This window comes from Brevundimonas sp., assembly GCF_036732845.1.
GTDB lineage: Bacteria > Pseudomonadota > Alphaproteobacteria > Caulobacterales > Caulobacteraceae > Brevundimonas.
The window spans coordinates 1-24,910 of sequence record NZ_DAINBO010000011.1 but is presented as its reverse complement, the minus strand read 5'-3'; the positions used below and the strand labels follow the sequence as shown (position 1 = coordinate 24,910).

Here is a 24,910-nt window from a genome sequence, read left to right as displayed (position 1 = left end):
CTGGCGGCCTTGCTGGTGCGGCCGATACGGCCCAGGTCAGGCAAATGAGCGAGATCGAACCCCCCGCCCGTCGCCCCGGTCCCTGGGATTCCCACCCGATGCGGCCCGCCCCCGCGCGCGCCGAACCGGTGCGCGAGACCGCGCCGTTGGAGGGTCCGCAGAACCCGGTCTGGGCGGTGATCTCCACCCTGCTGCTGGGCGGCTTCCTGTGGTGGGTGACGGGGACCTGGGTCGCGGCCCTGGCCGGTGTGTTCGGCCTGTTCGTGCATGAGTACGGCCATGTGCTGGCGATGAACCGGCTGGGCATGGGACCGGCGCATATCCATGTCGTCCCCTTCCTGGGCGGACTGGCGCGGGGCCAGCGCAATCCGGTCAGCGAATGGCATGGGGTGCTGGTGTCCCTGGCGGGACCGGCCTTCGGTCTGTTGGCCATGATCCCCTTCGTCGCGGCGTGGATGACGCTGGGCGGCGGGGCGTGGCTGTTCGGGGCCTTCTTCATCGCCATGATCAATCTGGTGAACCTGGTCCCGGCGTCGCCGCTGGACGGGTCCAAGGCCCTGGGACCGGTGCTGGCGCGGGCGCACCCGATGCTGGAGAAGGCGGTGCTGGTCGCCGTCGGCGGCGTGGTGGTGATCTGGAGCGTGATGACCGGCCGCTGGTTTCTGGCGACCTTCCTGGCCATCGCCGTCATCGGCCGCCTGCGCGGCGGCGGTCAGCGCTCGGACGAGGAGCGGCCGTTGACCGCGTCCGAGACGGCCAAGAGCCTGGGCCTGTATCTGCTGACGGCGGCGGCCTGTGCGGCGGCAACCGTCGCGCCCCTGGCGCTGATGAGCGACGGCACGATCATGGGCGGGATCGAGCTGGGCCTGGGCTTCATGGGTCTGAATTTCGCCCCGGTCGCAGGCGCGGCGGCATGAACCGCAGACGCCATGACGGCCCACTGATCGTCGGCGGTGGCCTGGCCGGACTGTCGGCGGCGCTGGAGGCGGCGCGGGCGGGAGCCAAGGTTCTGGTGGTCACGCCGGACACGCTGTTGAACGCCTGCGCCTCGGCCTGGGCGCAGGGCGGGATCGCGGCGGCCCTGAGCGCCGACGACAGCGCGGCGGACCATGCGGCCGACACGGCGGCGGCGGGCGCGGGCCTGGTCGAGGCGGCTGCGGCGCGGGCGCTGACCGAGGCCGGGCGCGAGACGGTGGATTGGCTGTCGGCCCTGGGCGCACCCTTCGACCGGGATGCGGACGGCGGCTATGCGCTGAGCCGCGAGGCGGCGCACGGGCGGGCGCGGGTGGCGCGGGTGGGCGGCGACGGGGCGGGGCGGGCCATCTTGTCGGCCATGGCCGCGGCGGCGCGGGCCGAGCCGAACATCGAGATCTGGGAGGACGCCCGCCTGCGCGGCCTGATGCAGGATGCGGCCGGACGCGTGACCGGCGCGGTGCTGGAGCGCGACGGGCGCCGGGCCGAGGTCACGGCCTCGGCGGTGGTGCTGGCGACCGGCGGGATCGGCGGCCTGTACGCCGTGACGACCAATCCGGCGGCCTTGCGCGGCGAGGGGCTGGCGATCGCGGCCTGGGCCGGGGCGACGATCATGGACCCGGAGTTCGTGCAGTTCCATCCGACGGCCCTGGACCTGGGCCTGGACCCGGCGCCCCTGGCGACCGAGGCCCTGCGCGGCGAGGGCGCGCGGCTGGTGGATCGTCAGGGCCGGTTCCTGCTGGGACCGGAGACCGACGCCGACCTGGCCCCGCGCGACGTCGTGGCCCGGGCGGTGCACCGGGCGCGGATGGAGGGGCGCGGCGCCTTTCTGGATGCGACGCGAGCGGTCGGCGCGCGGTTCCCCGATCACTTTCCCGCCGTTTTCGCGGCCTGCATGGGGGCGGGGATCGATCCGCGCTTGAACCCCATGCCGGTGGCCGAGGCGGCCCACTATCACATGGGCGGGATCGCCGCCGACGCGGACGGGCGCACCAGCCTGAAGGGTCTGTACGCCGTCGGCGAATGCGCGGCGGCGGGGGTGCACGGCGCCAATCGCCTGGCCTCCAACAGCCTGTTGGAGGCGGCCGCCTTCGGACGGCGCGCCGGGCGGGCGGCGGCGGCCGAGACGGCGCCGGCCGGCGAGGGTGCGGCGGATCGGATCGCCACGGATCTGCTCGAGGCGGACCTGGCCGAACTGCGCGCGGCCATGACGGCCCATGCCGGGCCGGTGCGGGACGCGGCGGGACTGATGAGCTTGCTGACGTTGATCGACCGGCTGGAGGCGAAACGCCCGGACGCGGCGGCGCTGACGGCGGCGCGGCTGGTCGCCCAGGCGGCGCTGGACCGGCGCGAGAGCCGGGGCGGGCATTGGCGCGACGACCGGCCCGAGACGTCGGACGTGGCGGCGCACACCCTTGTTCGACTGAATCGGCGCGAGAGGGCCGCGGCATGATGGAGTTTCTGATCGAACCGGTGGTGCGTGCGGCGCTGGCCGAGGACCTGGGCCGGGCGGGCGATCTGACCGGCCAGGCCTGCATCCCCGCCGACGCTCGGATGGACGGCGTGTTCGCCGCGCGCAAGGCCGGGGTCGCGGCGGGCGTGGACGCGGTGCGGATCGCCGTGCGGATGCTGGACGCCGAGGCCGTGGTCGAGACCCTGGTCACGGACGGCCAGGCCTTCGGCGCCGGGGCGGCCCTGGTGCGGGTCCAGGCCAAGGCCCGCGCCCTGCTGGCGGCGGAACGGACGGCGCTGAACATCCTGGGCCGGATGTGCGGGATCGCGACCCTGACCCGCGCCTATGTCGAGGCGGTGAAGGGAACCCAGGCGCGCATCGCCGACACCCGCAAGACCACGCCCGGCTTGCGCGCGCTGGAAAAACACGCCGTGGCCTGCGGCGGCGGGATGAACCATCGCTTCGGCCTGGATGACGCCGTCCTGATCAAGGACAACCACGTCGTCGTCTGCGGCGGGGTCGGTCCGGCGGTGCGGCGCGCGCGCGCGCACGTCGGCCACCTGGTCAAGATCGAGGTCGAGGTGGATTCCCTGGACCAGTTGGATCAGGCCCTGGTCGAACGGCCCGATGTGGTCATGCTGGACAACTTCAGCCTGGCGGCCCTGCACGAGGCGGTCGAACGGGCCAAGACCAGCCCCTTTGGCCGCCCGGTGCTGGAGGCCTCGGGCGGGGTGACGCTGGAGACGGTCGGCGACATCGCCCGCACCGGGGTGGACGTGATCTCAGTCGGCGCCCTGACCCATTCGGCGCCGGTGCTGGACATCGGCCTGGACGCGGCCTGAGGGATCAGGCGTGAGGGATCAGGCCGCAGCCGTCTCCATCTGGGGCTGAGGCGCGGGGCGGCGGCCGAACAGGCGGGCGTTCAGCACGCGCTGGATTGGGCTGTCGACGAAGCGGTCGTACAGGGCCGCGCCGATCACGGTGGCGACCAAGGCGCCGCTCCACATCGCCCAGCCCAGCACGGGACCGTCGGCCAGGGCCGGAACCAGGCGCGTGGCCAGGGGCTGCACCACGTCGAACCAGACCGCGCCGGTCAGGGTGTGGACCATGAACAGGCAGAAGCTGACCCGCGCGCCCCAGGCGGCGAAGGGCAGGGCGCGGGTGGTCGGCGAAGCGCCGCAGCCGATCATGACGGCGCAGATCGACAGGATGTTGATCATGTCGGGACCGGCCAGCACGGCGTTCAGCACCAGGACCGCGCCGCCGCCGAAGCCGATGACGCGCGCCGTCGAGGCCTTGAAGTCGGCGGTCTGCACCGCGCGCGCCAGGGTCAGGCCGACCAGGAACAGCGGTGCGGCGCGGAAAAAGCACCACTGGAACGGCAGGTTGAACTGTTCGCTGCCGAGCAGGGCGACGCTGAGCAGGTTCGAGACCGTCAGGATCAGCAGGCCCAGGCTGAGCGCGGAGGCCGGATTGGCGATGCGCAGCATGGCGCGCCACAGCACCGGGAAGAAGGCGTAGCAGATCAGCAGGGTTGAAATGGTCCAACTGGGGATGTTCCAGTGACCGCCGCCCAGGCCGAAGGCGTGCAGCAGCAGCACCTGGGCGGGCAGGCCGGACCAGTCGAAACGGCCCGCATTGTCCGAGGTGAAGCCCAGCAGGGCGCCCGCGCCGACCATGGCGGCCAACAGGGCCAGGGTGATCAGATGGGTCGGATAGCAGCGCACGAACCGCTTGGACCAGAACCGCCCCAGCGAGATGCGGTGCGCGGCGACCGCCGGTCCATAGGCCTTGGCCAGGACGAAGCCCGACAGCATCAGGAAGAAGTCGGTCGCCAGATAGCCGCGGCCCAGGAAGGGATGCAGTTCACTGAGGGCGACCGGCGCCTGGTCCCCGAAATGGAACACCACGACGAACAGGGCGGCGACGAAGCGCAAGGCGTCCAGCGCCCCGCCGCGCAAGGGGGTGGAGGATGTCGGGGACGAGAACGCGGACATGATCGAGGCCTCATCCGTCCCGGAGCGGGACGGTTGCCGATCAGACCCGCAAGCTCCGTTCCATGCTCGTCATGGACGGTGCGATACGCGGTGTCGGAGACGGACCCTAGGCGGGGTTTTTGGCGGCGGCGTCCTGAGCGGCGGCGGCAGTCGGCGCAGCCTGAGCCGTCGTCGAGACCTCGGCCGTCGCGGCGGGGCGGGCCTCCTGCGCCAGCAGCAGGGTGTAGGCCACGGCCTGACCGGCCTGGCGCGCGGTCTCGACCGGATCGAGACCAGCCTGGATCAACTGGCCCTGGTCGGTCGCGGCCGAGGGGCGCGCGGCGTAGGTGAAGGCCGCGCTGGAGCCGGAACGGCCGCCGAAGCGGTAGAACAGGTGCTGGCCCACCTGGGTCACCCGCACCAGAGAGTTGCGCCACGCCGGGGCGACGCCGGTGGTGTGGAAATGGGTGGCTGAACCGACCGGCGCATAGACGTAGCCGGACAGGGCGCGCGAGGCGATGTCGCGGGCGCGGTTCCAGGCGGCGCGGTTGACGCGGCCCTGCATGGAGCCGTCGCAGGTGAAGCTGAACTGGCAGCCGGTGCGGCGACCGGCGCCCTGGAACACCACGCCGCAGACGCTGTTGGGGAAGGCGCCGTGGCGGGCGCGGTTCAACACCACCTGGGCCACGGCCTTCATGCCGTCGGAACCTTCGCCGCGCGCTTCGTAATAGGCGGCCTGGGTCAGGCAATCGAGATCGCGGGATTCGTCGATGGCGACGCCCAGACGGAAGGGCTGGACCGTGGGACCGGTCAGGCTGACGCGACGCAGACCGGCGGCGGGGGTTCCGCGAAGCTGTTCCAGCCGCGCGGTCAGAAGGGCCGCTTGACGGTCCCGCTGGGCCGAGCCGGCGACGGTGTAGGGATCATGACGCCGGGCGATGGCCAGGGCGCCTTCGTCCAGACCCCCGGCGGCGGCCGACAGGGCCTCTTCGGTGAAACCGGCGGACGTCGCCGCCTGAATGCGCTCGGCCTGGCCGCGCACCGTGCTCGCCTTCGCCGCCGCGCCGCCCAGATAGGCGCCGCCGACGGCCAACCCGACCAGACCGCCGAACACGGCCGCCGTCGCCATGGGCCGCATACGGGCCACACGGTCGGCAGGCCTGAAGGCGCTCAGGCTGAGGGCATGGGACAAAGGCGTGGTCCTGTTCAGCAGGGCGGGAATCGTCGCCCTCGGGTCGTCTCGCCTGCCGAACGCCCGTCTCGGGGTTCGGCCGCGGAACCGGTGCTCGGCATGGGACCGGGCGTCGGGAAGGCGCGCCTATAGCCATCCGTTTATGGCGTCAATGTGGTTGATTCGCAACTTAATGCTGCGCCGCAACAAAAATGAGAAGATTTCGCGCGGTTGAGCCGTATCGTCAGATGTGGAGGCGTCATCGCTCTAGCTGTGCGGTGCAATACTGTATCCATCGTCTGAGCGTCTGCACAGCCATCGTCGAATCGATCCGGCGACGATTGTTCGTCAGGATTCACGGTGATCCGTTTCCCGTCGAAATCTGAAAACGACTGTGGCGAGGGAACCGCCGTTCGGGCCGGTTCGTTTCATCGGACGGACAGGAGACGCGAGAGCATGAGAGTTTCAAACAAGGCGGCGTCGTGCGGCCTGGCCGTGTTGATGCTGGCCGGTTGCGGCGCGACCATCGAACAGAAGGCGGCGACCGGCGCCGTGGCCGGGGCGGTGGTGGCCGGTCCCGTGGGGGCCGTCGTGGGCGGCGCGGCGGGCGCGGCGGTGGGCCAGGCGTCGAAACCGAACTGACGCGCGCGGCCGACGCGGGACGGCGACGTCAGGTCTCGACAGACGACGAAAGAGGTCCGAACCGCTCCAATCGGCGCAACGGAGACGCCGATGAAGACCGCCGCCCTTGTGCTGTTGAGCCTCGCCGCGCCCCTTGTCGCGCCCTTGGCCGTCGGTCAGGCGGCGACGTTGCGGCTGGGCGGGCTGGAGACGGCCTATGATCCCGCCGCCCTGCGGGTCGAACGTTTCGACGGCGGCCTGGTGCTGGAGGGCGACCGGACCTGGACGCGCACCGCCGCCTATGTCGAGGTGTCCGAGACCGAACCCTGTTCGCAAGAAGCCATGCGCACGGCCCTGGGGGAACGCGGCGACACGGGCGAGGACGCCGGGTCCCAGACCCTGGCCTCGGGGCTGACGCTGCACTGGGCCACGACCTGGACCGGATGCCGCGCCCTGACCGGTCGGCCGGTCGCCGCCTGCATCCGCCACGACGGCGTGACGACGCGGGTGCGGGGCCTGGATCTGGGCTGCCGGACGCCCGTGGATCAGGACATGCTGATCCTGACCTTGCTGCAAGGCGCGCGCCCCGCGGGCGAATCCGGCTAAGCGACCCTTGATTTTCGCCGCCGTTTGGGGTTCAGCGTGCGGCATCCCAAATGAAGACGACGGCGGTCGCCGTTTCGGCCGCGTGATGAAGGACACCCATACGCTCGCATGAGAGATCTGAAGAACACCGGCTTCACCGACCGTTTGACCGCCCAGCAGGAGGCCAAGAAGGCCCTGCTCGCCCGTTTCAAGCCCAAGACCGCCGCACCGGACCCTGAGTTCGACAAGCTGGCCGCCAAGCGCGCCGCCGAAAAGGAGGCCCTGCGCCAGCAGCACGAGCTGGCCAAGGCCGAGCGTCGGCGGGAAAAGGCCGAGAAGGAAGCGGCCCAGTTGGACGCGCAACGCGAGGCCCAGGAGGCGATCGACGCCGAGAAGCGCGCCGCCCGCAAGGAGCGCAAGCAACTGACCAAGGAAGAGCAGAAGGCGCGCCGCGACGCGCGCTACGCCGCCCGCAAGGCGCGTCGCTGATTTTTCGACATCGTTGAACGGACACGGCCGTCGGGGCGACCCGGCGGCCGTTTTCGCATCAGCTCGGCAGTTCGCCCTCGTCGAGGATGCGGCGCAGCCGGTCGGCCGAATAGGGCTTGGGCAGGAAGGGCCAGGGGGCGTCCTTCAACGCCTCGTCGACGTCGTCGCCCGCATAGCCCGAGGTCAGGACGATGCGCATGGCCGGATGCCGGGGCGCGACCCGGCGCGCCAGTTCGACGCCCGTCATGCCGCCAGGCATGACGATGTCGGTCATCATCAGGTCGAAACGCTTCTTCTTGAGCACGTTCAGGGCCTGGGGGGCGGTTTCGGCGATGGTGACCTCCAGGCCCATGGATTTCAGCAGGTCGGCCGCCACGGCGGCGACGGCGATGTCGTCCTCGACCAATAGGATGCGGCGGCCCGCGGGCGCGGTGGGCGAGGCGGCGCGGGCGCTTTCGACCGGCGCCTCTATGGTGCGGGTCAGAGGCGGCAGGAACAGGCGGACCTCGGTTCCGCGTCCGACCTTGGAGGCGATGCGCACGCCGCCGCCGGACTGACGCGCGAACCCGTACACCTGGGACAGGCCCAGGCCGGTGCCCTTGCCGACCGACTTGGTGGTGAAGAAGGGTTCAAACACCCGGTCCATGACCTCGGGCGTCATGCCGGCCCCGTCATCGGACACACCGACGCAGACATAGGTTCCGGCGGCCAGTTCAGGGATTTCTCCGGCGGCGACCGTGCAGTCCAGAGTCTGGACGGTGATGCGGCCCTTGTCGCCCACGGCGTCGCGGGCGTTGACGATCAGGTTCAACAGGGCGGCCTCGAACTGGGCCGGATCGACGTTCACCCGCACGCCGCCGCGTTTCAGCTTCAGCTTGAACTCGACCGCCTCGCCCACGGCGCGGCGCAGCAGAGGCTCGCCCTCGCGGATCAGTCCGTTCAGGTCGATGGCCTCGGGGCGCAGGGCCTGGCGCCGCGAGAAGGCCAGAAGCTGATGCGTCAGCCGTTCGCCGCGCCGGGCGGCGGCCAGGGCGGCCTCGCCCAGCTTCTTGCGCCGCGCGGCGTCCTCGGGCGCGCGCAGGATCATGTCCAGGGCGCCGATGACCACGGTCAGCAGGTTGTTGAAGTCGTGGGCCACGCCGCCGGTCAGACGGCCGACCGCCTCCATCCGCTGGGCGTGCAGCAGATCGGCCTCGGCCTTGGCCTTTTCGGCGAGCGCCTCGCCGACGCGCTCTTCCAGCAGTTCGTTGATGCGCTTCAGGTCGTCTTCGGCCCGCTTGGCGTCGGTGACGTCGATCGAGGCGCCGACATAGCCTTGGAACACGCCCGAGGCGTCGTAGCGCGGCACGCCCTCGGTGCGCAGCCAGCGTTCGCCCAGGCTGTGATGGGACATGCGCACCACGGCCTCGAACCGGTCGCGCACCTGATGCGCCGTGGCGAAGCCGGCCTCGAAGCGCGCCAGGTCCTCGGGGTGGATGCGCCGGCGCCAGGCGGGGGTCAGGCGGCTGTTCGAGCGGACGCCGAAGAAGGTCTTGTAGCGACGGTTGGCGAAGATGATCTGGAACTGGTCGTCGCTCATCCAGATCAGGGCCGGGGCGCTGTCGGCCACGGTGCGGAAACGGGCCTCGGATTCGGCGATGCGGTGCTCGGCCTCGACCCGGGCGGTCTCGTCGCGCAGGGTCAGGACCGCGCCCATGCGCGCGCCGTCGGGACCGAAGACCGGACGGGCGTTGCCGACGGCCAGCACCTCGACGCCGTCGGGTCTGCGGATGCGCCAGCGGGCGTTCAGCACGGTCTCGCCCTTCTCCACCGCGCGGGACAGCGGCAAGGTCTCCGGCGGGTGGGGGCGGCCGTCCTCGGTCAGCAGGCGATAGGTCTGGGCGTAGTCCTGCGGGGCGACGTCCAGCGTCTGCACCCCGTGCAGGCGGGCGGCCGCCTCATTGATGAAGATGATCCGGCCGTCAGGGTCGGTGACGATGACGCCTTCGGCCAACTGACCCAGGATGGCGTCGCGCTCGGCGGCGGCGGCGGCCAGCCGTGCGTTGGACTCGCGGATCTCGGTCACGTCGAAGGCCACGCCCACGAAGCCGGCCACGGGACCGGCCGGACCCAGGCGCGGGCGCGAAAAGGTCTTCAGCCAGCGGTATTCCCCGTCGTGGCGGCGATAGCGCGCCTCCATCGAGAAGGGGGCGCCGGCGGCTTCTCCGGCCTGGGATTCGGCGACGATCCGTTCGCGGTCGTCGGCGTGGATGATCGCGCGCCAGTCGGCCAGCCGCGCCTGTTCATAGGTTCCGCCGCTGAAGGCGACATAGGCCTGGTTCACGAATTCGCGCACCTGATCCCGATCGGTGACCCAGATCAGCACCGGGGCGGTGTCGGCGACGGCGCGGAAGCGTTGCTCGCTCTCGCGCACGGCGGTTTCGGCGCGGGCGCGCTCGACCTCGGTCCAGGTGCGCGAGGCCACGGCCTCGACCAAGCCGATCTCGTCCGGCGTCCAGTCGCGGACATCGGCGTCGTGGACATAGAGAAAGGCGCGCAGCCGGCCGCCGCGGATCAGGGGCGCGCGGATGATGGCGCGGGTCTGGATGGTCTCGAAGGCGTCGGCCACATCGGCGGTGCGCGGGTCCAGCCGTACGTCGGGGACGGCGGCCGTCCGACCCTGGGCCAGGTCCTCCATCAGGGCCTCGCCGAAGACGTGCAGCCCGAACGGTCCTTGGACGCTTGTGACGCCGGAGGTCCAGTCGGGGGTGTTGGCGACGACCCCGCGACGCGGGTCCAACTCGCCGTAGCCGACGCGATGAACGCCCAGTTCGTCGCCCAGGGCCTTTTCGACCGCGCCCATGATCTCGGTGGGATCGGACAGGTCGCGAATGCGGTCGCTGAGACCCAGAAGGAAGCTCTGGCGGCGCTCCTGGGCGGCCAGGGCGTCCAGGGCCTCGCGCGTGTCGGTGCTGTCGAAGGCCATGCCGACATAGCCCAGGAAGCCGCCTTCGGCGTCGCGCCGCGGCTTGACCGCGACCCGCATCCAGCGCCACGACCCGTCGGTGCGGGGAAACCGAGCCTCGAAGCCGTAGGGCGCGCGCGCGGGCCGAGCCTGGGCCTGGACGGCGGCGACGGCGTCCTGGTCGTCGGGGTGCATGACCCGCTTCCAGACGTGGCCCAGAATCCGTTCGACGGGACCGCCGAAGAATTCGATCAGGGCCGTGTTCGCGAACTCGATCTCGCCCTCGACGTTCGTCAGCCAGACGGGCGAGGGCGCGGTGTCGGCCATCAGGCGGAAGCGCGCCTCGCTTTCGCGCAGGGCGGCCTCGGCGGCGCGGGCCTCGGTGACGTCGGTGTTGACCCCGGCCATGCCCAGGAAGGTCCCGTCACGGGCGAAGCGAGGCTGGGCCTGGGTGCGCAATATGCGCCAGACGCCGTCGGCGCGCCGGTAGCGGGCCTCGGTGCTGAAGCCCTGGGCGGCGCGGGCGGCGGCGGCGCTCTCGGCCAGGACCCGGTCCCGGTCGTCGGGATGCAGGGTCGAGGCGAAGTCGAAGGTCGAGGGATCGTCGGCCACGCCCCAGAATTTCCGCTGGGCCTTGTTCAGATGGACGCACTCGCCCGCCGGGCCGCTCATCCACAGCAGGGCGGGGGAGAGTTCGCTGAAGCCGTGCAGCCAGGTCTCGGTCTCTTCGGCGCGGGCGTCCGAGACGGTCAGGGCGCGCAAGGAGGTCTCCAGCCGCATCACCGTCTTGCGCAGGGCGGCGGCGACGAAGGTGATGAAGACGCCGACGATGACGAAATTGACCGTGGACGCCACGCCCGCCCGGTCCCAAACCCCGACGCCCTGAACGTCCTTGCTCAGAACGAGCTGGGCCAGCAGAAGGCATCCGGCGGTGGCCGTGAACCCCGCGATCCGCCCCCCCGCCAGGGCCGCCAGGATCACGCCGGGCAACAGGATCATGAAGCCGCTGGACTGGCCGTACAGGCCCGAGGCCGCGAAACGCCAACCGATGGCCAAGGCCGCGCAGACGACGCCGATGAGCAGGCTCTGGAACGGAGACGTGACGGGGCGGCGCGCCAGACGCGACAGCGCGGTCTCGAAATCGAACGCCCGCGCGAAGACGTGGACGGCCCTCATTGCTCCCCCGAGTTTCGCCAGGACGCGAAAAACCGCAACGTTTGGGTCCGCTCGGGCGTTCCGTGCGGTCCATCACGATGAAAAACCATGAGTAGCGCCGCCGCGCGGACTTGGCGAAGGGTTTCACGCTTCCCACCTTAAGTCGTGTCGGACAGGCCGAAATTCGGAGACCCGCCCTTGATGAAGGCCGCGATCATGACCGGCGTGGACGGGATCGGCGCGGGCGCAACCGCCTGGACGATCGGGCGTTTCACCGTCGATGAAAAGACAACGGGATGTTGCGCGCGGCCCCGGACGGGCGCTAAACCGCGCGCCGACCGCCGATATCCGGTCGTGAAACGGCCGCATCGGGCCGCTTAAAGGATGTCCATGCACCGCGCCCGTTGGAACCGGCTGAAAGCTTTGGCGGCTCGCGGCGTCGCCGCGGCTCCGGCCGTGCTGGCCGCCCTGGGCGTGGCCATGGCCGCCGGATCGACGCCCCGGCCCGACATGGACCGCACGGCCGAAGCCGTGGCCCGCCTGACCCACGGCGACCTGTCGGAAGACGGCATGGCCGCCGTGCGCGGACGTCTGGACCCGGCGCAACTGGCCCTGGCGCGACGGCACGATCCGCTGTTCCGACAGGCGGCCCTGTATGGGCTGACGCCGGGCTGGGAGAGCCTGACCCTGGCCGGAAAGCCGGGGCTTGAACTGGGCGCGACGGGCCTGGAGGCGCAGAAGCTGAACGCGGCCATGCCCGCAGCCACGAACGCCCTGCGCCCCGCCCTGGCCTTCAAATTCGCGCCCAAGACGGCCGAGGATCGCCGCCGCGCCCTGCGTTGCCTGACCCAGGCGGTCTATTACGAGGCCGCGCTGGAGCCTTCGCTGGGCCAGGAGGGCGTGGCCCAGGTGGTGCTGAACCGGGTGCGCGATCCGAACTATCCGAACAGCGTCTGCGGCGTGGTGTTCCAGGGCGCGGAGCGGACCACGGGCTGTCAGTTCAGCTTCACCTGCGACGGCTCCTTGGGCCAGGCGCCGGTGGGCTGGGCATGGGAGCGAGCGCGGCGGACGGCCGAGCGCGCCCTGGCCGGCCATGTGAACCAGAGCGTCGGCACCGCGACCCATTACCACGCCGACTATGTGCATCCCTGGTGGTCGCCGACCCTGGCCAAGATCACCCAGATCGGGGCGCATATCTTCTATCGCTGGAAGGGGGTCAGCGGCGAGACGGCGGCCTTCCGTCAGGCCTATCTGGGCCGCGAACCCCTGATCGACGAGGCCCGGTTCTCGCGGCCGCGTCTGCTGACGGCCGTCGATGTCGGCGCCACGGCCGATCCCGACAGCGTCGAGGCCATCGCCAGGGCCAACGGCGTGGAGATGCGCACCGTCCAGATCGACGGCCAGACCCGCGTCGTGGGCGCGGCCAGCCTGGGCGGACGCCGTCTGCCGACGCGTGAAGAGGTCGCCGAGATCAACGCCCGGCTGGACACCTTCCAGGCCCAGCCGCCGCGCGCGGCCGCGCCGCCGCCGCCCGGGGTGACGGCCATGGCCGTGGAAGAAGTCGGCCGTCCGGCGGCCTGACCGGGCCTTCGACTAGGGTCTCACCAGACCCCGATCTTCTCGGCCTGTTTGTGGCTGATCGGATGGCCGGCGGCCTTGTGGTCCTCCTCGGCCAGGAAGCGGGCGGCCTCCAGGGCGGCCATGCAGCCCATGCCGGCGGCGGTGACGGCCTGGCGATAGACGTCGTCGGTCACGTCGCCGGCGGCGTAGACGCCCTCGACGGCGGTCGAGGTCGTGCCCGGCTTGACCACCAGATAGCCGCCCGTCTTGGTCTGCAACTGACCGGCGAACAGTTCCGACGAGGGGGCGTGGCCGATGGCGATGAAGACGCCGTCGGCGTCGATCTGACGCGTCGCGCCCGTGCCGACGTCCTTCAGCCGGACGCCGACGACGTTGGAGCCGCCGTTCTCGGTGACGCCCAGGATCTCGTCCACGGCGTGGTTCCAGATCACCTCGATCTTGGGATGGGCGAACAGGCGGTCTTGCAGGATCTTCTCGGCGCGGAACTCGTCACGGCGATGCACCACCGTGACCTTCGACGCGAAATTGGTCAGGAACAGCGCCTCCTCCACGGCGGTGTTGCCGCCGCCGACCACCACCACCTGTTTGCCGCGATAGAAGAAGCCGTCGCAGGTGGCGCAGGCCGAGACGCCGAAGCCCTGGTATTTCGCCTCGGATTCCAGCCCCAGCCATTTGGCCTGGGCGCCGGTGGAGATGATCACCGTCTCGGCCAGAATCTCACCGCCCGAATCCAGCGTCAGGCGGAAGGGGCGGGCTGACAGATCGGCGCGGGTGACGATGTCGTGGATGACTTCCGTACCGACGTGACGGGCCTGGGCCTCCATCTGCTCCATCAGCCAGGGACCCTGGATGGTCTCGGCGAAGCCCGGATAGTTCTCGACATCGGTGGTGATGGTCAGTTGGCCGCCCGGCTGGATGCCGGCGATGACCACCGGGTTCAGCGAGGCGCGGGCGGCGTAGATGGCGGCGGTCCAACCGGCGGGACCGGAACCGATGACGGCGACGCGGACGGTGCGGGGCGAGATGCTCATGCGTCCTACTTAACGTCGATTCCGCCGGGGACCAGTGGGGCGCCCCCTTGCTCCACAGCCGAGACCGTCCGTCGCGCAAGTCGAACGCCGGACATGAGCGCCGACGCCCCCGTCAGATCCTGAGTGATTTCCGAACGAGAAGCGTCGCTTGGTCTCAGGCCGAGGCGAGGGTTAGGGTCGCCCAAGCTTTGGGAGGCGGAATATGGAACGACGCAGCTTCACCGGCATCGGCATCGCCCTGGGCGTCGCCATAGGCTCGGCGCTGGGCATCGCCATGGACAACCTGGCGCTGGGCATCGGAATGGGCATCGCCATCGGGGTGGCGATCGGCGCGGGTCTGGACGCCTCGCGACGGCGCAAGTCGGATGATCGCAAGCCCGACAGCTCGGACGGCGGCGACTAGCGCCGGGCGGCCATGGCCTTCAGCACCGCCTCGGCGGCGCGGTCGGTCTCGGCCAGGGGCGTATAGCGCCAGGTCTGCAACGGCGGACTGAACGGCCGCGCGGCGCCGTGGGCCGACAAGGCTTCGTGCAGGCGGGCGAATTTGTCGCCCGCGCCGGTGGCGGCCATCGGCAGGATGTGCACCGGCTTTCCGGTCGAGGCGGCCTCCGCGGCCATGTTGGCGCTGTCCTCGGTGACCAGGACGTGGTCGGCCGCCTCCAGGAAGGCGAACAGGGGATTGGGTCCGCTGCCGCGCCAGATCCAGCTCGGCAGGGTCCGCAGACGGCGGGTCATGATCTTGCGGGCGCTCTCGGGCGTGCGGCGCGAGAAGGTCATCAACAGAGAGCCGCCGGCCTTGGTCACCGTGTCGGCGATGCGCTCGGCCAGGGCCGCGGCGTGATCGTCGGTCAGGTCGAAGGCCTTGGACTTGCCGCCGATCATGGCGACGATGCGCGGATGCGGCAGGGCGCCGATCTGATCGACATAGACCGGCGCGGCCTCGGTCAGGCGATCGGGCGTGATGCGGTGCGGACTGCCGATGATGGACAGGACGTTGGCGCCCGTCAGTTCGTCGTGCGCCGGGGCGACGACCATGTCGAAGCGCGCCGGATCGAGGCGCGGGTCCTGGATCTGGACGACGAAGGGGCGGGGACCCGGACCCCGCCGCATCCATAGCGACAGGGGCAGGCTGGCGCGGCCGGCGGCGATCCACAGCTCGGGCGGGTCGCCGTCCAGGGCGTTGGTCACGTTGTCCAGCATGAAGCGCTGCTTCAGGTCGGCGGGCAGCCAGTCGAAGGCGCGCTTCCAGCGGACCTTGCGGTCCTGGATGCGCGCGGACGTGCGGCGGGCGACGGCCTCGGCCAGGCCCAGGGCCTGGTTGCGGATGCCGACGCGCCCGTCCGAGACGACGCGGATCGTCAGGAGTGGGGCGGTCGGAGACGATCCGGCCGCCGTCACGGGCTTATTTCCACTCGACCTTGGCGATTTCATAGGCCTTGACCCCGCCGGGGGTGTTGACCTCGACCGTGTCGCCGACGGCCTTGGAGATCAAGGCCCGCGCGATCGGCGACGCGACCGAGATGCGGCCCGCCTTCACGTCGGCCTCGTGCTCGCCGACGATCTGGTAGCGGCTCTTCTCTTCGGTGTCCTCGTCGATGACGGTCACCGTGGCGCCGAATTTGACCTGGTCGCCCGACAGTTTGGAGACGTCGATCACCTGGGCGCGGCTGATCTTGTCCTCGATCTCGGCGATCTGGCCCTCGATCCAGCCCTGGCGCTCCTTGGCGGCGTGATATTCGGCGTTTTCGGACAGGTCGCCGTGGGCGCGAGCCTCGGAGATGGCCGCGATCACGCTCGGCCGTTCGACCGACTTCAATTGCTTCAACTGATCGTCGAGGGTGCGATAGCCCTCGGCCGTCATCGGCACTTTTTCCATTGTGTCGTGAGTTTCTTGGTCGCCCTGGAGACTGGAAGTAGGTCGGTGGAAAGTGAATCCCGCCGCGGGGCGAGCGCGGCGGGGGACGAAAAGACTAGGCCGATGGACGAGAAAATTCAAGATCGCGGATAACGGTGCTCCGCCTCGGCCGGATCGCGCGCCCGTTCCGCCGCCGCGTCGGCCCGACCGCTGCGGGCGGATCGGCGCTCAGGAATAGGCGTAGGGACCGCCGCGCTCCAGCGCCCGCTGATAGGCCGGGCGGGCGTGGATGCGGTTCAGGAAGGCGTCGAGCCGGGGCCGGTCCTGGCGGCGGAAGGCGCGCTGGGCGCCCGCCTCGACCGGGAAACTCATCATGATGTCGGCGGCGCTGAAGGCGTCGCCGGCGAACCATTCGGACTGGGCCAGCTCCGCCTCCCAGAAGTCGGCGTGGGCCTTCAGTTGCGGGTCGATGAAGCCGGACTGAGCCTTGGCCGCGACGCCGTTGACGATGGGCCGCACCAGGCCGGGCGCCCGTTTGGGCAGTTGGCTGAAGATCAGTTTCAGCAGCAGGGGCGGCATGGCCGAACCTTCGGCATAGTGCAGCCAATAGGTGAAACGCCGCCCCTCGGGCGTACGCGGCGGCGGACGCAGGCGGCCGTTCCCGTGCGTGTCCAGTATGTGTTCGATGATGGCCCCGGTCTCGGCCACCCGCACATCCCCGTCGTCCACGACCGGCGACTTGCCCAGGGGATGGATCGCCTTCAGCTCGGGCGGGGCCAGCATGGTCTTGGGGTCGCGCTGATAGCGTTTCACCTCATAGGGCAGGCCCAGCTCCTCCAGCAGCCACAGGATGCGCTGGCTGCGGCTGTCGTTCAGGTGATGGACGGTGATCATGGCGCGGGTCTCCGACGGCGAGGCGGCAGCATGGGCGGTTGACGCGGCGGAGGTAAAGCCCCGTTGCGTTCGGGCGGTGTTGGGCTAAGCCGTCGGCATGGAGACGCCCGAACCCCGCCTGACCTCGCTCGCCCACGGCGGCGGCTGCGGCTGCAAGATCGCGCCGGGCCTGCTGCGCGAAATGCTGGCGGCGACGCCCCAGACGGCGGGGTTCGCCAACCTGATGGTTGGGACCGAGACCAGCGACGACGCGGCGGTGTGGCGGCTGAACGAGCGCCAGGCCCTGGTGGCGACGACCGACTTCTTCATGCCGGTGGTGGACGATCCGTTCGACTTCGGCCGCATCGCCGCGACCAACGCCCTGTCCGACGTCTATGCCATGGGCGGGGCGCCGATCCTGGCCCTGGCCCTGGTGGGCATGCCGATCAATGTGCTGTCGACGGCGACCATCGGCCGGATCTTGGCGGGGGGCGCGAGCGTCTGCGCGGCGGCGGGCATTCCGGTGGCGGGCGGCCATTCGATCGACAGCGTCGAGCCGATCTATGGGCTGGTCGCCCTGGGCCTGGTCGATCCCGAACAGGTGCTGACCAACAGGGGAGCGCGGCCTGGCGACGTGCTGATCCTGACCAAGGCGCTGGGCGTCGGGGTGCTGAGCGCGGCCTTCAAACAGGGGCGGCTGGACGCGGCGGGATACGCCGCCATGATCGCCTCGACGACGCAGTTGAACACCTTGGGGGCGAAACTGGCCGGGCGCGCGGGCGTGCATGCGGTGACCGACGTGACCGGCTTCGGCCTGCTGGGTCATGCGCTGGAGATGGCGCGGGGGGCGCAGGCGACGGTTCAGATCACGGCGGACGCCGCGCCGTTGCTGGCGGGGGTCGAGACCCTGTTGGCCCAGGGGGTGCGCACCGGCGCCTCGGGCCGCAACTGGGCGAGTTACGGCGAGGCGGTTGAGGGGCTGGAGGCGGGTTCGACGCGCGACCTGCTGACCGATCCCCAGACCTCGGGCGGCTTGCTGATCGCCTGCGCGCCCGAGGCGGCGGATGCGCTGTTGGACTTGGCTCATGCCGACGGTTTCGACCGCACCGCCGTGATCGGCCGGGTGGTCGAGGGGCCGGCGCGGGTGCGGGTCGCGTGATCCGCCGCACCCGCGATGTCGGCCTGGCCGCGCGCGACGCCTTCGACGCGATCATCGACGTGCGCAGCCCCGGCGAGTTCGCCCAGGACCACCTGCCCGGTGCGATCAACCTGCCGGTGCTGGACGACGCCCAGCGCGTGGTGGTCGGAACGGAATATGTGCAAGGCTCCAAATTCCGCGCCAGGCGTATGGGGGCGGCCCTGGTGGCGCGCAATATCGCCGATCATCTGGAGGGGGCGCTGGCGGATCGCGACGGCAGCTTCCGGCCGCTGGTCCACTGCTGGCGCGGCGGGCAGAGGTCCGGGGCCATGGCGGCGGTGATGGACCAGGTCGGCTGGACCGTGACGGTGTTGGACGGCGGCTATCGCACCTGGCGCCAGGCGGTGACGGCGGAGCTGTACGACCGGCCGCTGGCGCATCGGCTGGTGCTGCTGGACGGGCCGACCGGTGCGGGCAAGACCGAGGTGCTGGGGCGGCTGGCGGCGCGCGGCGTGCAGACGCTGGACCTGGAGGGCCTGGCCAATCATCGCGGCTCGCTGTTCGGGGCCATGCCGGGCGGCCAGCCCAGCCAGAAACTGTTCGAGAGTCGGATTTTCGCGGCCCTGGAACGGCTGGACCCCGCGCGGCCGGTCGTGGTCGAGGCGGAATCGAGCAAGGTCGGCGCCCGGTTGGTTCCGTCCCGCCTGTGGGCGGCCATGGGCGCGGCGCCCCGGATCGGACTGAGCGCCTCGGTCGCGGCGCGGGCGGCCTTCAGCGCACGAGCCTATGCGGCGACGGCGGCAGACGCCGAGGCCCTGGAACGCGCCTTCGCCCGGATGCCGCGCCATGTGTCCAAGGCGACGCTGGCTGAATGGCGCGCGCTGGCGGCGGCGGGCGATCACCTGGCCCTGGCGGCCGCCCTGATCGAGACTCACTACGACCCGGCCTATCGCCGCAGCGGCGGCGCGGCCGAGCGGATGGCGACGGTGGACGCGGGCGACCTGTCCGACGCGGCGCTGGAGGCGGCGACGGATCGGACGGTGGCGATTATCGTTTCGGCAGCAGGCTCATCGCGCTGAGCGTCATGGCTTCGACGCCGGTGGTGACGGCGGGGCGCGGCTCGATGCGGAAATGCGATGAATGGTGGGGCGCGGCCTCGGCCAGATGCTCGGGCGCGGTGCCGCCGACGTCGAAGAAGACCGCCTTCACCCCCGTTTCAGGCTGGCCGTACAGGGCGAAGTCCTCGGCTCCCATGCTGGTGCGCGGCGGCGAGACCAGCACATCGGCGCCCATGCCGTCGGCGATGACCTGACGCAGCCGCAGCGCCAGGGGGGTGTCGTTGATCACCGGCGGCACTCCGGCGCTGGGCTGGCGTACGATGGGCAGCCGATCCTCGGGCGCGTTCAGGGCCAGGGCCGTGTTGCGGGCGATGCGTTCGACGCCCGCGCGCAGATGGGTGCGCACCTCGGGACTGTCGGCGCGCAGGGTCAGTTGCAGTTCGACCTCATCGGGGATGATGTTGGCGCGGGCGCCGCCGTGGATCGAGCCGACGGTGACCACGGCGCCTTCCAGCGGGCTGATCTCGCGGCTGCGCAGGGTCTGAAGCGCCACCACGATGTAGGAGGCCATCACCACCGGATCGACCGTCATGTGCGGCGAGGCGCCGTGGCCGCCGACGCCGCGCACCGTCATGCTGAGGCTGTCGGAACTGGAATAGGCGATGGCCTCGGGCACCTGGACATGGCCCGCCGGCAGGCCGGCCTTCACGTGGAAGCCCAGGGCGTAATCCGGCTTGGGGAAGCGGGTGTAGAGACCGTCCTCCAGCATGGCGCGGGCGCCGCGCACCCCTTCTTCGGCGGGCTGGCCGATCAGGACCAATGTGCCCGACCAGGCGCCGCGCCGGGCCATCATCTGGCGCGCCGCGCCGATCAGCGCGGTCATGTGCACATCGTGGCCGCAGGCGTGCATGACCGGCTTCTCGACCCCGTCCGTATCGACCTGGGTGACGGTCGAAGCCCAGGGCAGGCCCGTCTCTTCGCGGATCGGCAGGCCGTCCATGTCGGCGCGCAGCATGACCGTCGGTCCCGGCCCGTTGCGCAGCACCGCGACCACGCCGTTGCCGCCGACGCCGGTGGTGACGTCATAGCCGAGCGCGCGCAGCTCCTGCGCCATGCGGGCGGCGGTCCTGACCTCCAGCGTCGAAAGCTCGGGGTTGCGGTGCAGATGCTCCCACAGGGCGCCCAGATTGGCGTCGTAGTCGGCGGCGATGGCGGCGCGCAGATCGGCGGGCGCCGAGGCCGGAGCCTGGGCCGCGGCCGGTCCCGACAGGGCGGCCACGGCCGCCGCCAGCAGAAGCATGGATCGCATCTTGGTCTTCCCCCTCTATCCCGGCGGGGACCTTAGAGCACCGCCGGGCCGACGCAATGCGGACGGCTTGTCATCGACGGCGGGGCGAGGCCCTATGGCCGAAAGAGGGAGACGCGCCATGACCATCGACCGCCGCCGCCTGCTGGGATCGACCGTTGCGCTCGCGGGCGCCGCAGCCCTGCCGTCCGCCGCCTGGGCGCGCCGGAACGACGAGGACGCCAGGCTGGACGCCCTGTTGACCCGCCAGTTCGAGGATTCGCTGGACGACGGGCCGGAGGGGGTGACGAACCTGGGCCTGGACGTCGGGGCGCGGGCCGGGCAGCGCGCCCTGTTGGACGACCGGTCCCCGGCCTTCTTCGCCGCCCAGCGCGACAAGGCGGCCGAGCGGCTGGCCGAACTGGGCCGCATCGACGTCTCGGCCCTGAGCGCGGACGGACGGTTGAACCATGACGTGGCCCTGTTCCAACGCCAGATCGCCGACGGCTATCGCCGGTTCGAGTGGCACACGCCCGACGGCTGGAAACAGACCCCCTATGGCGTGTCCCAGATCGGCGGCGCCTACAGCGACATTCCCGATTTCCTGGACAGCACCCACCCAATCAACGACGCGGCGGATGTGGAGGCCTTCCTGGCGCGGACGGCGGGCTTCGCCGTCGCTCTGGACCAGGACACCGAACGCACCCGCGCCAACGCCGCCATGGGGGCGATCGCACCGGACTTCATCCTGACCAAGACGCGCGATCAGTTGAAGGCGCTGAGGGCGACGCCGGGCGCGCGGCAGCCGATGGTGCTGTCGCTGGCGCGGCGGTCGCGCGACAAGGGGCTGACCGACCGTTCGGCCGAGGCGGCGGCTCTGTTCGACGGGCCGGTGGTCGCGGCCCTGGACCGTCAGATCGCCGAGATCGAACGCCTGCTGCCCCTGTCCAGCCATCAGGCGGGGGTCAAGCGCGTGCCGGACGGCGACGCCTATTACGCCTGGAACCTGCGCAATTTCACCACCACGGAATACACGCCGGACGACATCCACCGCATCGGCCGCGAACAGGTGGCCGAGCTGCAATCGCGCATCGACGGCCTATTGAAGTCGCAGGATCTGACGCAAGGGTCGGTGCCGCAGCGCCTGAAAGGTCTGCGCGAGGACCCGCGCTTCCGGTTCGCCAACACTGATGCGGGCCGGGAAGAGTTGTTGGCCTATGTCAACGCCGAGATGGCGGCGATCCGGGCGCGGATGCCCGAGGTCTTTCCCCGCATTCCGCGCGGCGATTTCGAGGTGCGGCGCGTGCCGGTCTCGATCGAGTCGGGCGCGCCCGGCGGCTATGCCCAGGGCGGCAGCCTGGATGGGTCGCGGCCCGGCATCTACTACATCAACCTGCGCGACACGGCGGAATGGCCGCGCTGGACACTGAAGACCCTGACCTATCACGAGGCGGCGCCCGGCCACTTGTTCCAGGGCCAGTTGGCGCGCGAGGCGGGCGATCTGCCGCTGTATCGCCGGGTCGGCGGCTTTTCGGCCTATAGCGAGGGCTGGGGCCTGTATTCCGAACGTCTGGCGGCCGAACTGGGGGTCTATGAGAACGATCCCTTCGGCGAGATCGGCTATCTGGAGAGCTTCCTGTTCCGCGCCTGCCGCCTGGTGGTCGACACCGGCCTGCATCACCACGACTGGAGCCGCGAGGCGGCCATCCGCTATTTCGAGGACAACATCGGCGACCCCAACACCGCCGAGGTCGAACGCTATTGCGCCTCGCCGGGCCAGGCCTGTTCCTACAAGATCGGCGAGACCTTCATGTCGCGGCTGCGCGACGATCTGCGGACGCGGCCGGGCTTCGACATCAAACGCTTCCACACCGCCATGATCGACGGCGGCAACATCCCCCTGACCGTGCTGGAGCGGCGGGTGCGGGCGGCGATGGGGTGAGCATCCTTCTCCCCTTGCGGGAGAAGGTGGCAGCCGAAGGCTGACGGATGAGGGGGCACGCCAGCCTCGCTGGTGAGATCGAGAGACCCCTCACCTGATTTCGCGGCCGATCGCCTTGCAGGCTCTCGGGCGAAATCTCCCTCTCCCACAAGGGGAGAGGGCCTCCTCAATCGTAAGCCTGGATCGGCCGCACATCCAGTTCGCCCGCGCGCAGGGCGGCGATGGCTTGGGCCGCCGCCAGGGCGCCGGCGGCGGTGGTGTAGTAGGGGATCTTCATCATCAGGGCCGTGCGGCGCAGGCTGAAGCTGTCTTGCAGCGACTGCTTGCCCTCGGTGGTGTTGATGACCAGTTGGACCTCGCCGTTCTTCATGGCGTCGACGATGTGGGGGCGGCCCTCCAGCACCTTCTTGATCAGGCCGACCTCCAGCCCCTGTTCCGCCAGATAGGCGTGGGTGCCGCCGGTGGCGATGACGCTGAAGCCTTGGTCCAGCAGGGTCCGGGTCGCCTCTAGAATGAAGGGCTTGTCGCTGTCCTTGACCGAGACGAAGGCCCGGCCCGAGGACGGCAGCACGGTGCCGCCGCCGATCTGGGACTTCAGGAAGGCGCGGGCGAAGGCGGGGGCCAGGTCGCTCTCGCCGTCGCGACGCCAGTCCAGACCCATGACCTCGCCGGTCGAACGCATTTCCGGTCCCAGCACGGTGTCGACCCCGGCGAAGCGGGCGAAGGGGAAGACCGCTTCCTTGACCGCGATATGGTCCAGGGCGCGGTCCTTCAGGCCGAAGGCGGCCAGGGGTTCGCCGGCCATGACCTTGGCGGCGATGGCGGCGACCGGCGCGCCCATGGTCTTGGCGACGAAGGGCACGGTGCGGCTGGCGCGCGGATTGACCTCCAGCACGAAGATGCGCGGCGCGTCCGAGTGCGGCTCCTCGATGGCGAACTGGACGTTCATCAGGCCGCGGACCTTCAGCGCCCGGGCCATGGCCTCGGTCTGGCGCTTCAGCTCGGCGATGATTTCGGGACGCAGCGAGTGCGGCGGCATGGAGCAGGCGCTGTCGCCCGAATGGACGCCCGCCTCCTCGATATGCTCCAGCACCCCGGCGACGAAGACGGTTTCGTCGTCGCACAGGGCGTCGACGTCCACCTCGGTGGCGCGGTTCAGATAGTGGTCGATCAGAACCGGATCGTCGCCCGAGACGCGCATGGCCTCGTGGACGTAGCGGTCCAGTTGTTCGCGGTCGTGGACGATCATCATGCCGCGCCCGCCCAACACGTATGAGGGGCGCAGCACGACCGGATAGCCGACCTGCTCGGCCCTGTCGGCGGCCTCTTCGGCGCTGCGGGCCAGGGCGTTGGGCGGCTGCATCAGGCCGATGTCGGTCAGCATGCGCTGGAACCGCTCGCGGTCCTCGGCCAGGTCGATGGAATCGACGCTGGTGCCCAGGATCGGCACGCCGTCGTCCTGAAGCGCATGGGCCAGCTTCAGCGGGGTCTGGCCGCCGAACTGGACGACCACGCCGATCAGCTCGCCCCTGGAGCGTTCGACGTCGATCAGCTCCAGCACGTCCTCGGTCGTCAGCGGTTCGAAATAGAGGCGGTCGGAGGTGTCGTAGTCGGTCGAGACCGTCTCGGGATTGCAGTTCACCATGATGGATTCGACGCCGATGTCGTCGAAGGCGAAGGCCGCGTGGCAGCAGCAGTAGTCGAACTCGATGCCCTGGCCGATGCGGTTCGGCCCGCCGCCCAGGATGACGGCCTTCCTGCGATCCGAAGGCTCGGCCTCGCACTCGGGAACCTGGCCCAAGGCGCCGGTCTCATAGGTCGAATACATATAGGCGGTGGCCGAGGCGAACTCGGCCGCGCAGGTGTCGATGCGCTTGAACACCGGGCGCACGCCCAGAGCGCGACGGGCGGCGCGGACAGCCTTTTCGGTCTGGCCGGTCAGTTGGCCCAGACGGGCGTCGGAGAAACCCTTGGCCTTCAGGCGGCGGAAATCGACCGCCTCGGTCGGCAGGCCCTGGACGCGGATGTGGCCCTCGGTGCGCACGATGTCGGCGATCTGGCGCAGGAACCACGGCTCATAGGAACAGGCGGCCTCGACCTCTTCCACCGTCAGGCCATGGCGGAAGGCCTGGGCGATGACGCGGATGCGGTCGGGCGTCGGCAGGCCCAGGGCGCGCACTACGGCGGCGCGGGCGCCCGCGTCGTCTTCCGCATTGGCCACGTCCTCGATCTCGATCTCGTCGAAGCCGGACAGGCCGGTTTCGAGACCGCGCAAAGCCTTCTGCATCGATTCTTGGAAGGTGCGGCCGATGGCCATGACCTCGCCGACCGACTTCATCGAGGTGGTCAGCGTCGGCTCCGAGCCGGGATATTTCTCGAAGGCGAAGCGCGGGATCTTGGTGACGACATAGTCGATCGACGGCTCGAACGAGGCGGGCGTGACCTGGGTGATGTCGTTGGTCAGTTCGTCCAGGGTGTAGCCGACGGCCAGTTTGGCGGCGACCTTGGCGATGGGAAAGCCGGTGGCCTTGGACGCCAGGGCCGAGGAGCGCGACACGCGCGGGTTCATCTCGATCACGACCATGCGGCCGTCCTTGGGGTTGATCGCCCACTGGACGTTCGAGCCGCCGGTCTCGACCCCGATCTCGCGCAGCACGTTGATCGAGCCGGTGCGCATGCGCTGATATTCCTTGTCGGTCAGCGTCAGGGCCGGGGCCACGGTGATGGAGTCGCCGGTGTGGACGCCCATCGGGTCCACATTCTCGATCGAGCAGATGATGA

At 70.4% G+C, this 24,910-nt stretch carries 21 protein-coding genes; 12 read left to right on the top strand and 9 right to left on the bottom strand.

The window, feature by feature from the left end; all coding sequences use genetic code 11:
• Positions 1-44: 44 nt before the first annotated feature.
• The 3 genes from V7D63_RS05910 to nadC are packed head-to-tail and all read left to right on the top strand — an operon-like array spanning position 45 to position 3,267.
• On the top strand, positions 45-917 hold the full coding sequence (locus V7D63_RS05910; protein ID WP_333591340.1) for a metalloprotease: 873 nt from the start codon (positions 45-47) through the stop codon (positions 915-917).
• A complete protein-coding gene (locus tag V7D63_RS05905) occupies positions 914-2,425 on the top strand; it encodes an L-aspartate oxidase (protein WP_333591339.1) in 1,512 nt (503 codons plus the stop codon). The genes V7D63_RS05910 and V7D63_RS05905 overlap by 4 nt, the downstream gene beginning before the upstream one ends.
• The gene (gene nadC, locus V7D63_RS05900; protein WP_333591338.1) at positions 2,422-3,267 is read left to right on the top strand and encodes a carboxylating nicotinate-nucleotide diphosphorylase; all 846 of its coding nucleotides are present in this window, start codon (positions 2,422-2,424) and stop codon (positions 3,265-3,267) included. The genes V7D63_RS05905 and nadC overlap by 4 nt, the downstream gene beginning before the upstream one ends.
• Positions 3,268-3,285: 18 nt before the next feature.
• On the opposite strand, the gene V7D63_RS05895 is transcribed toward nadC, so the two are convergent.
• Positions 3,286-4,422, bottom strand: a complete 1,137-nt coding sequence (locus tag V7D63_RS05895; RefSeq protein ID WP_333591337.1) for an acyltransferase family protein — start codon at positions 4,420-4,422, stop codon at positions 3,286-3,288.
• Positions 4,423-4,528: 106 nt separating this feature from the next.
• Positions 4,529-5,530, bottom strand: coding sequence for a cell wall hydrolase (locus V7D63_RS05890; protein WP_333591336.1), 1,002 nt, complete (start codon positions 5,528-5,530; stop codon positions 4,529-4,531).
• 498 nt (positions 5,531-6,028) lie between these two features.
• Here V7D63_RS05890 and V7D63_RS05885 point away from each other — a divergent pair, with 498 nt between their 5' ends.
• The 3 genes from V7D63_RS05885 to V7D63_RS05875 all read left to right on the top strand — a co-directional run bounded on the left by V7D63_RS05885 (position 6,029) and on the right by V7D63_RS05875 (position 7,267).
• Positions 6,029-6,214: a hypothetical protein gene (locus V7D63_RS05885; RefSeq protein ID WP_333591335.1), complete on the top strand. Its 186-nt coding sequence runs from the start codon at positions 6,029-6,031 to the stop codon at positions 6,212-6,214.
• 90 nt (positions 6,215-6,304) lie between these two features.
• Positions 6,305-6,799, top strand: coding sequence for a hypothetical protein (locus tag V7D63_RS05880; protein ID WP_333591334.1), 495 nt, complete (start codon positions 6,305-6,307; stop codon positions 6,797-6,799).
• A 108-nt stretch (positions 6,800-6,907) separates the two neighbouring features.
• On the top strand, positions 6,908-7,267 hold the full coding sequence (locus V7D63_RS05875) for a DUF6481 family protein (protein WP_333591333.1): 360 nt from the start codon (positions 6,908-6,910) through the stop codon (positions 7,265-7,267).
• Between the two features lie 58 nt (positions 7,268-7,325).
• On the opposite strand, the gene V7D63_RS05870 is transcribed toward V7D63_RS05875, so the two are convergent.
• A complete protein-coding gene (locus tag V7D63_RS05870) occupies positions 7,326-11,387 on the bottom strand; it encodes a PAS domain S-box protein (protein ID WP_333591332.1) in 4,062 nt (1,353 codons plus the stop codon).
• A gap of 180 nt (positions 11,388-11,567) precedes the next feature.
• Here V7D63_RS05870 and V7D63_RS05865 point away from each other — a divergent pair, with 180 nt between their 5' ends.
• On the top strand, positions 11,568-11,747 hold the full coding sequence (locus V7D63_RS05865) for a hypothetical protein (RefSeq protein WP_333591331.1): 180 nt from the start codon (positions 11,568-11,570) through the stop codon (positions 11,745-11,747).
• Between the two features lie 9 nt (positions 11,748-11,756).
• A complete protein-coding gene (locus tag V7D63_RS05860; protein ID WP_333591330.1) occupies positions 11,757-12,947 on the top strand; it encodes a cell wall hydrolase in 1,191 nt (396 codons plus the stop codon).
• Between the two features lie 20 nt (positions 12,948-12,967).
• Here V7D63_RS05860 and trxB read toward each other — a convergent pair whose 3' ends face one another.
• A complete protein-coding gene (gene trxB / locus V7D63_RS05855) occupies positions 12,968-13,978 on the bottom strand; it encodes a thioredoxin-disulfide reductase (RefSeq protein ID WP_333591329.1) in 1,011 nt (336 codons plus the stop codon).
• Between the two features lie 202 nt (positions 13,979-14,180).
• On the opposite strand from trxB, the gene V7D63_RS05850 reads away from it, so the two are divergent.
• Complete coding sequence (locus tag V7D63_RS05850; protein ID WP_333591328.1) at positions 14,181-14,381, top strand: hypothetical protein; 201 nt, start codon at positions 14,181-14,183, stop codon at positions 14,379-14,381.
• Here V7D63_RS05850 and V7D63_RS05845 read toward each other — a convergent pair.
• The 3 genes from V7D63_RS05845 to V7D63_RS05835 all read right to left on the bottom strand — a co-directional run bounded on the left by V7D63_RS05845 (position 14,378) and on the right by V7D63_RS05835 (position 16,727).
• Positions 14,378-15,376, bottom strand: coding sequence for a mitochondrial fission ELM1 family protein (locus V7D63_RS05845; RefSeq protein ID WP_333591327.1), 999 nt, complete (start codon positions 15,374-15,376; stop codon positions 14,378-14,380). The genes V7D63_RS05850 and V7D63_RS05845 overlap by 4 nt on opposite strands.
• A 4-nt stretch (positions 15,377-15,380) precedes the next feature.
• A complete protein-coding gene (gene greA, locus V7D63_RS05840; protein WP_333591326.1) occupies positions 15,381-15,854 on the bottom strand; it encodes a transcription elongation factor GreA in 474 nt (157 codons plus the stop codon).
• 207 nt (positions 15,855-16,061) lie between these two features.
• Positions 16,062-16,727 (bottom strand): glutathione S-transferase, encoded by a 666-nt coding sequence (locus tag V7D63_RS05835; protein WP_333591325.1) that lies wholly within the window; start codon positions 16,725-16,727, stop codon positions 16,062-16,064.
• A gap of 97 nt (positions 16,728-16,824) precedes the next feature.
• On the opposite strand from V7D63_RS05835, the gene selD reads away from it, so the two are divergent.
• Positions 16,825-17,865, top strand: a complete 1,041-nt coding sequence (gene selD, locus V7D63_RS05830) for a selenide, water dikinase SelD (RefSeq protein ID WP_333591324.1) — start codon at positions 16,825-16,827, stop codon at positions 17,863-17,865.
• Entirely contained in the window at positions 17,862-18,923 is a 1,062-nt protein-coding gene (gene mnmH / locus V7D63_RS05825; RefSeq protein ID WP_333591323.1) for a tRNA 2-selenouridine(34) synthase MnmH, read from the top strand. The genes selD and mnmH overlap by 4 nt, the downstream gene beginning before the upstream one ends.
• On the opposite strand, the gene V7D63_RS05820 is transcribed toward mnmH, so the two are convergent.
• Entirely contained in the window at positions 18,892-20,211 is a 1,320-nt protein-coding gene (locus V7D63_RS05820) for an amidohydrolase (RefSeq protein WP_333591322.1), read from the bottom strand. The two genes, mnmH and V7D63_RS05820, sit on opposite strands and share 32 nt — an antisense overlap.
• Before the next feature lie 118 nt (positions 20,212-20,329).
• Between V7D63_RS05820 and V7D63_RS05815 the strand changes: the two genes are divergently transcribed.
• Positions 20,330-22,129 carry a DUF885 domain-containing protein gene (locus tag V7D63_RS05815; protein WP_333591321.1) on the top strand — a complete coding sequence of 600 codons (1,800 nt, stop codon included), beginning with the start codon at positions 20,330-20,332 and terminating at the stop codon, positions 22,127-22,129.
• Between the two features lie 166 nt (positions 22,130-22,295).
• Here V7D63_RS05815 and carB read toward each other — a convergent pair.
• A partial coding sequence (carB, locus tag V7D63_RS05810) for a carbamoyl-phosphate synthase large subunit (protein WP_333591320.1) occupies positions 22,296-24,910 on the bottom strand: 2,615 nt, incomplete at its 5' end.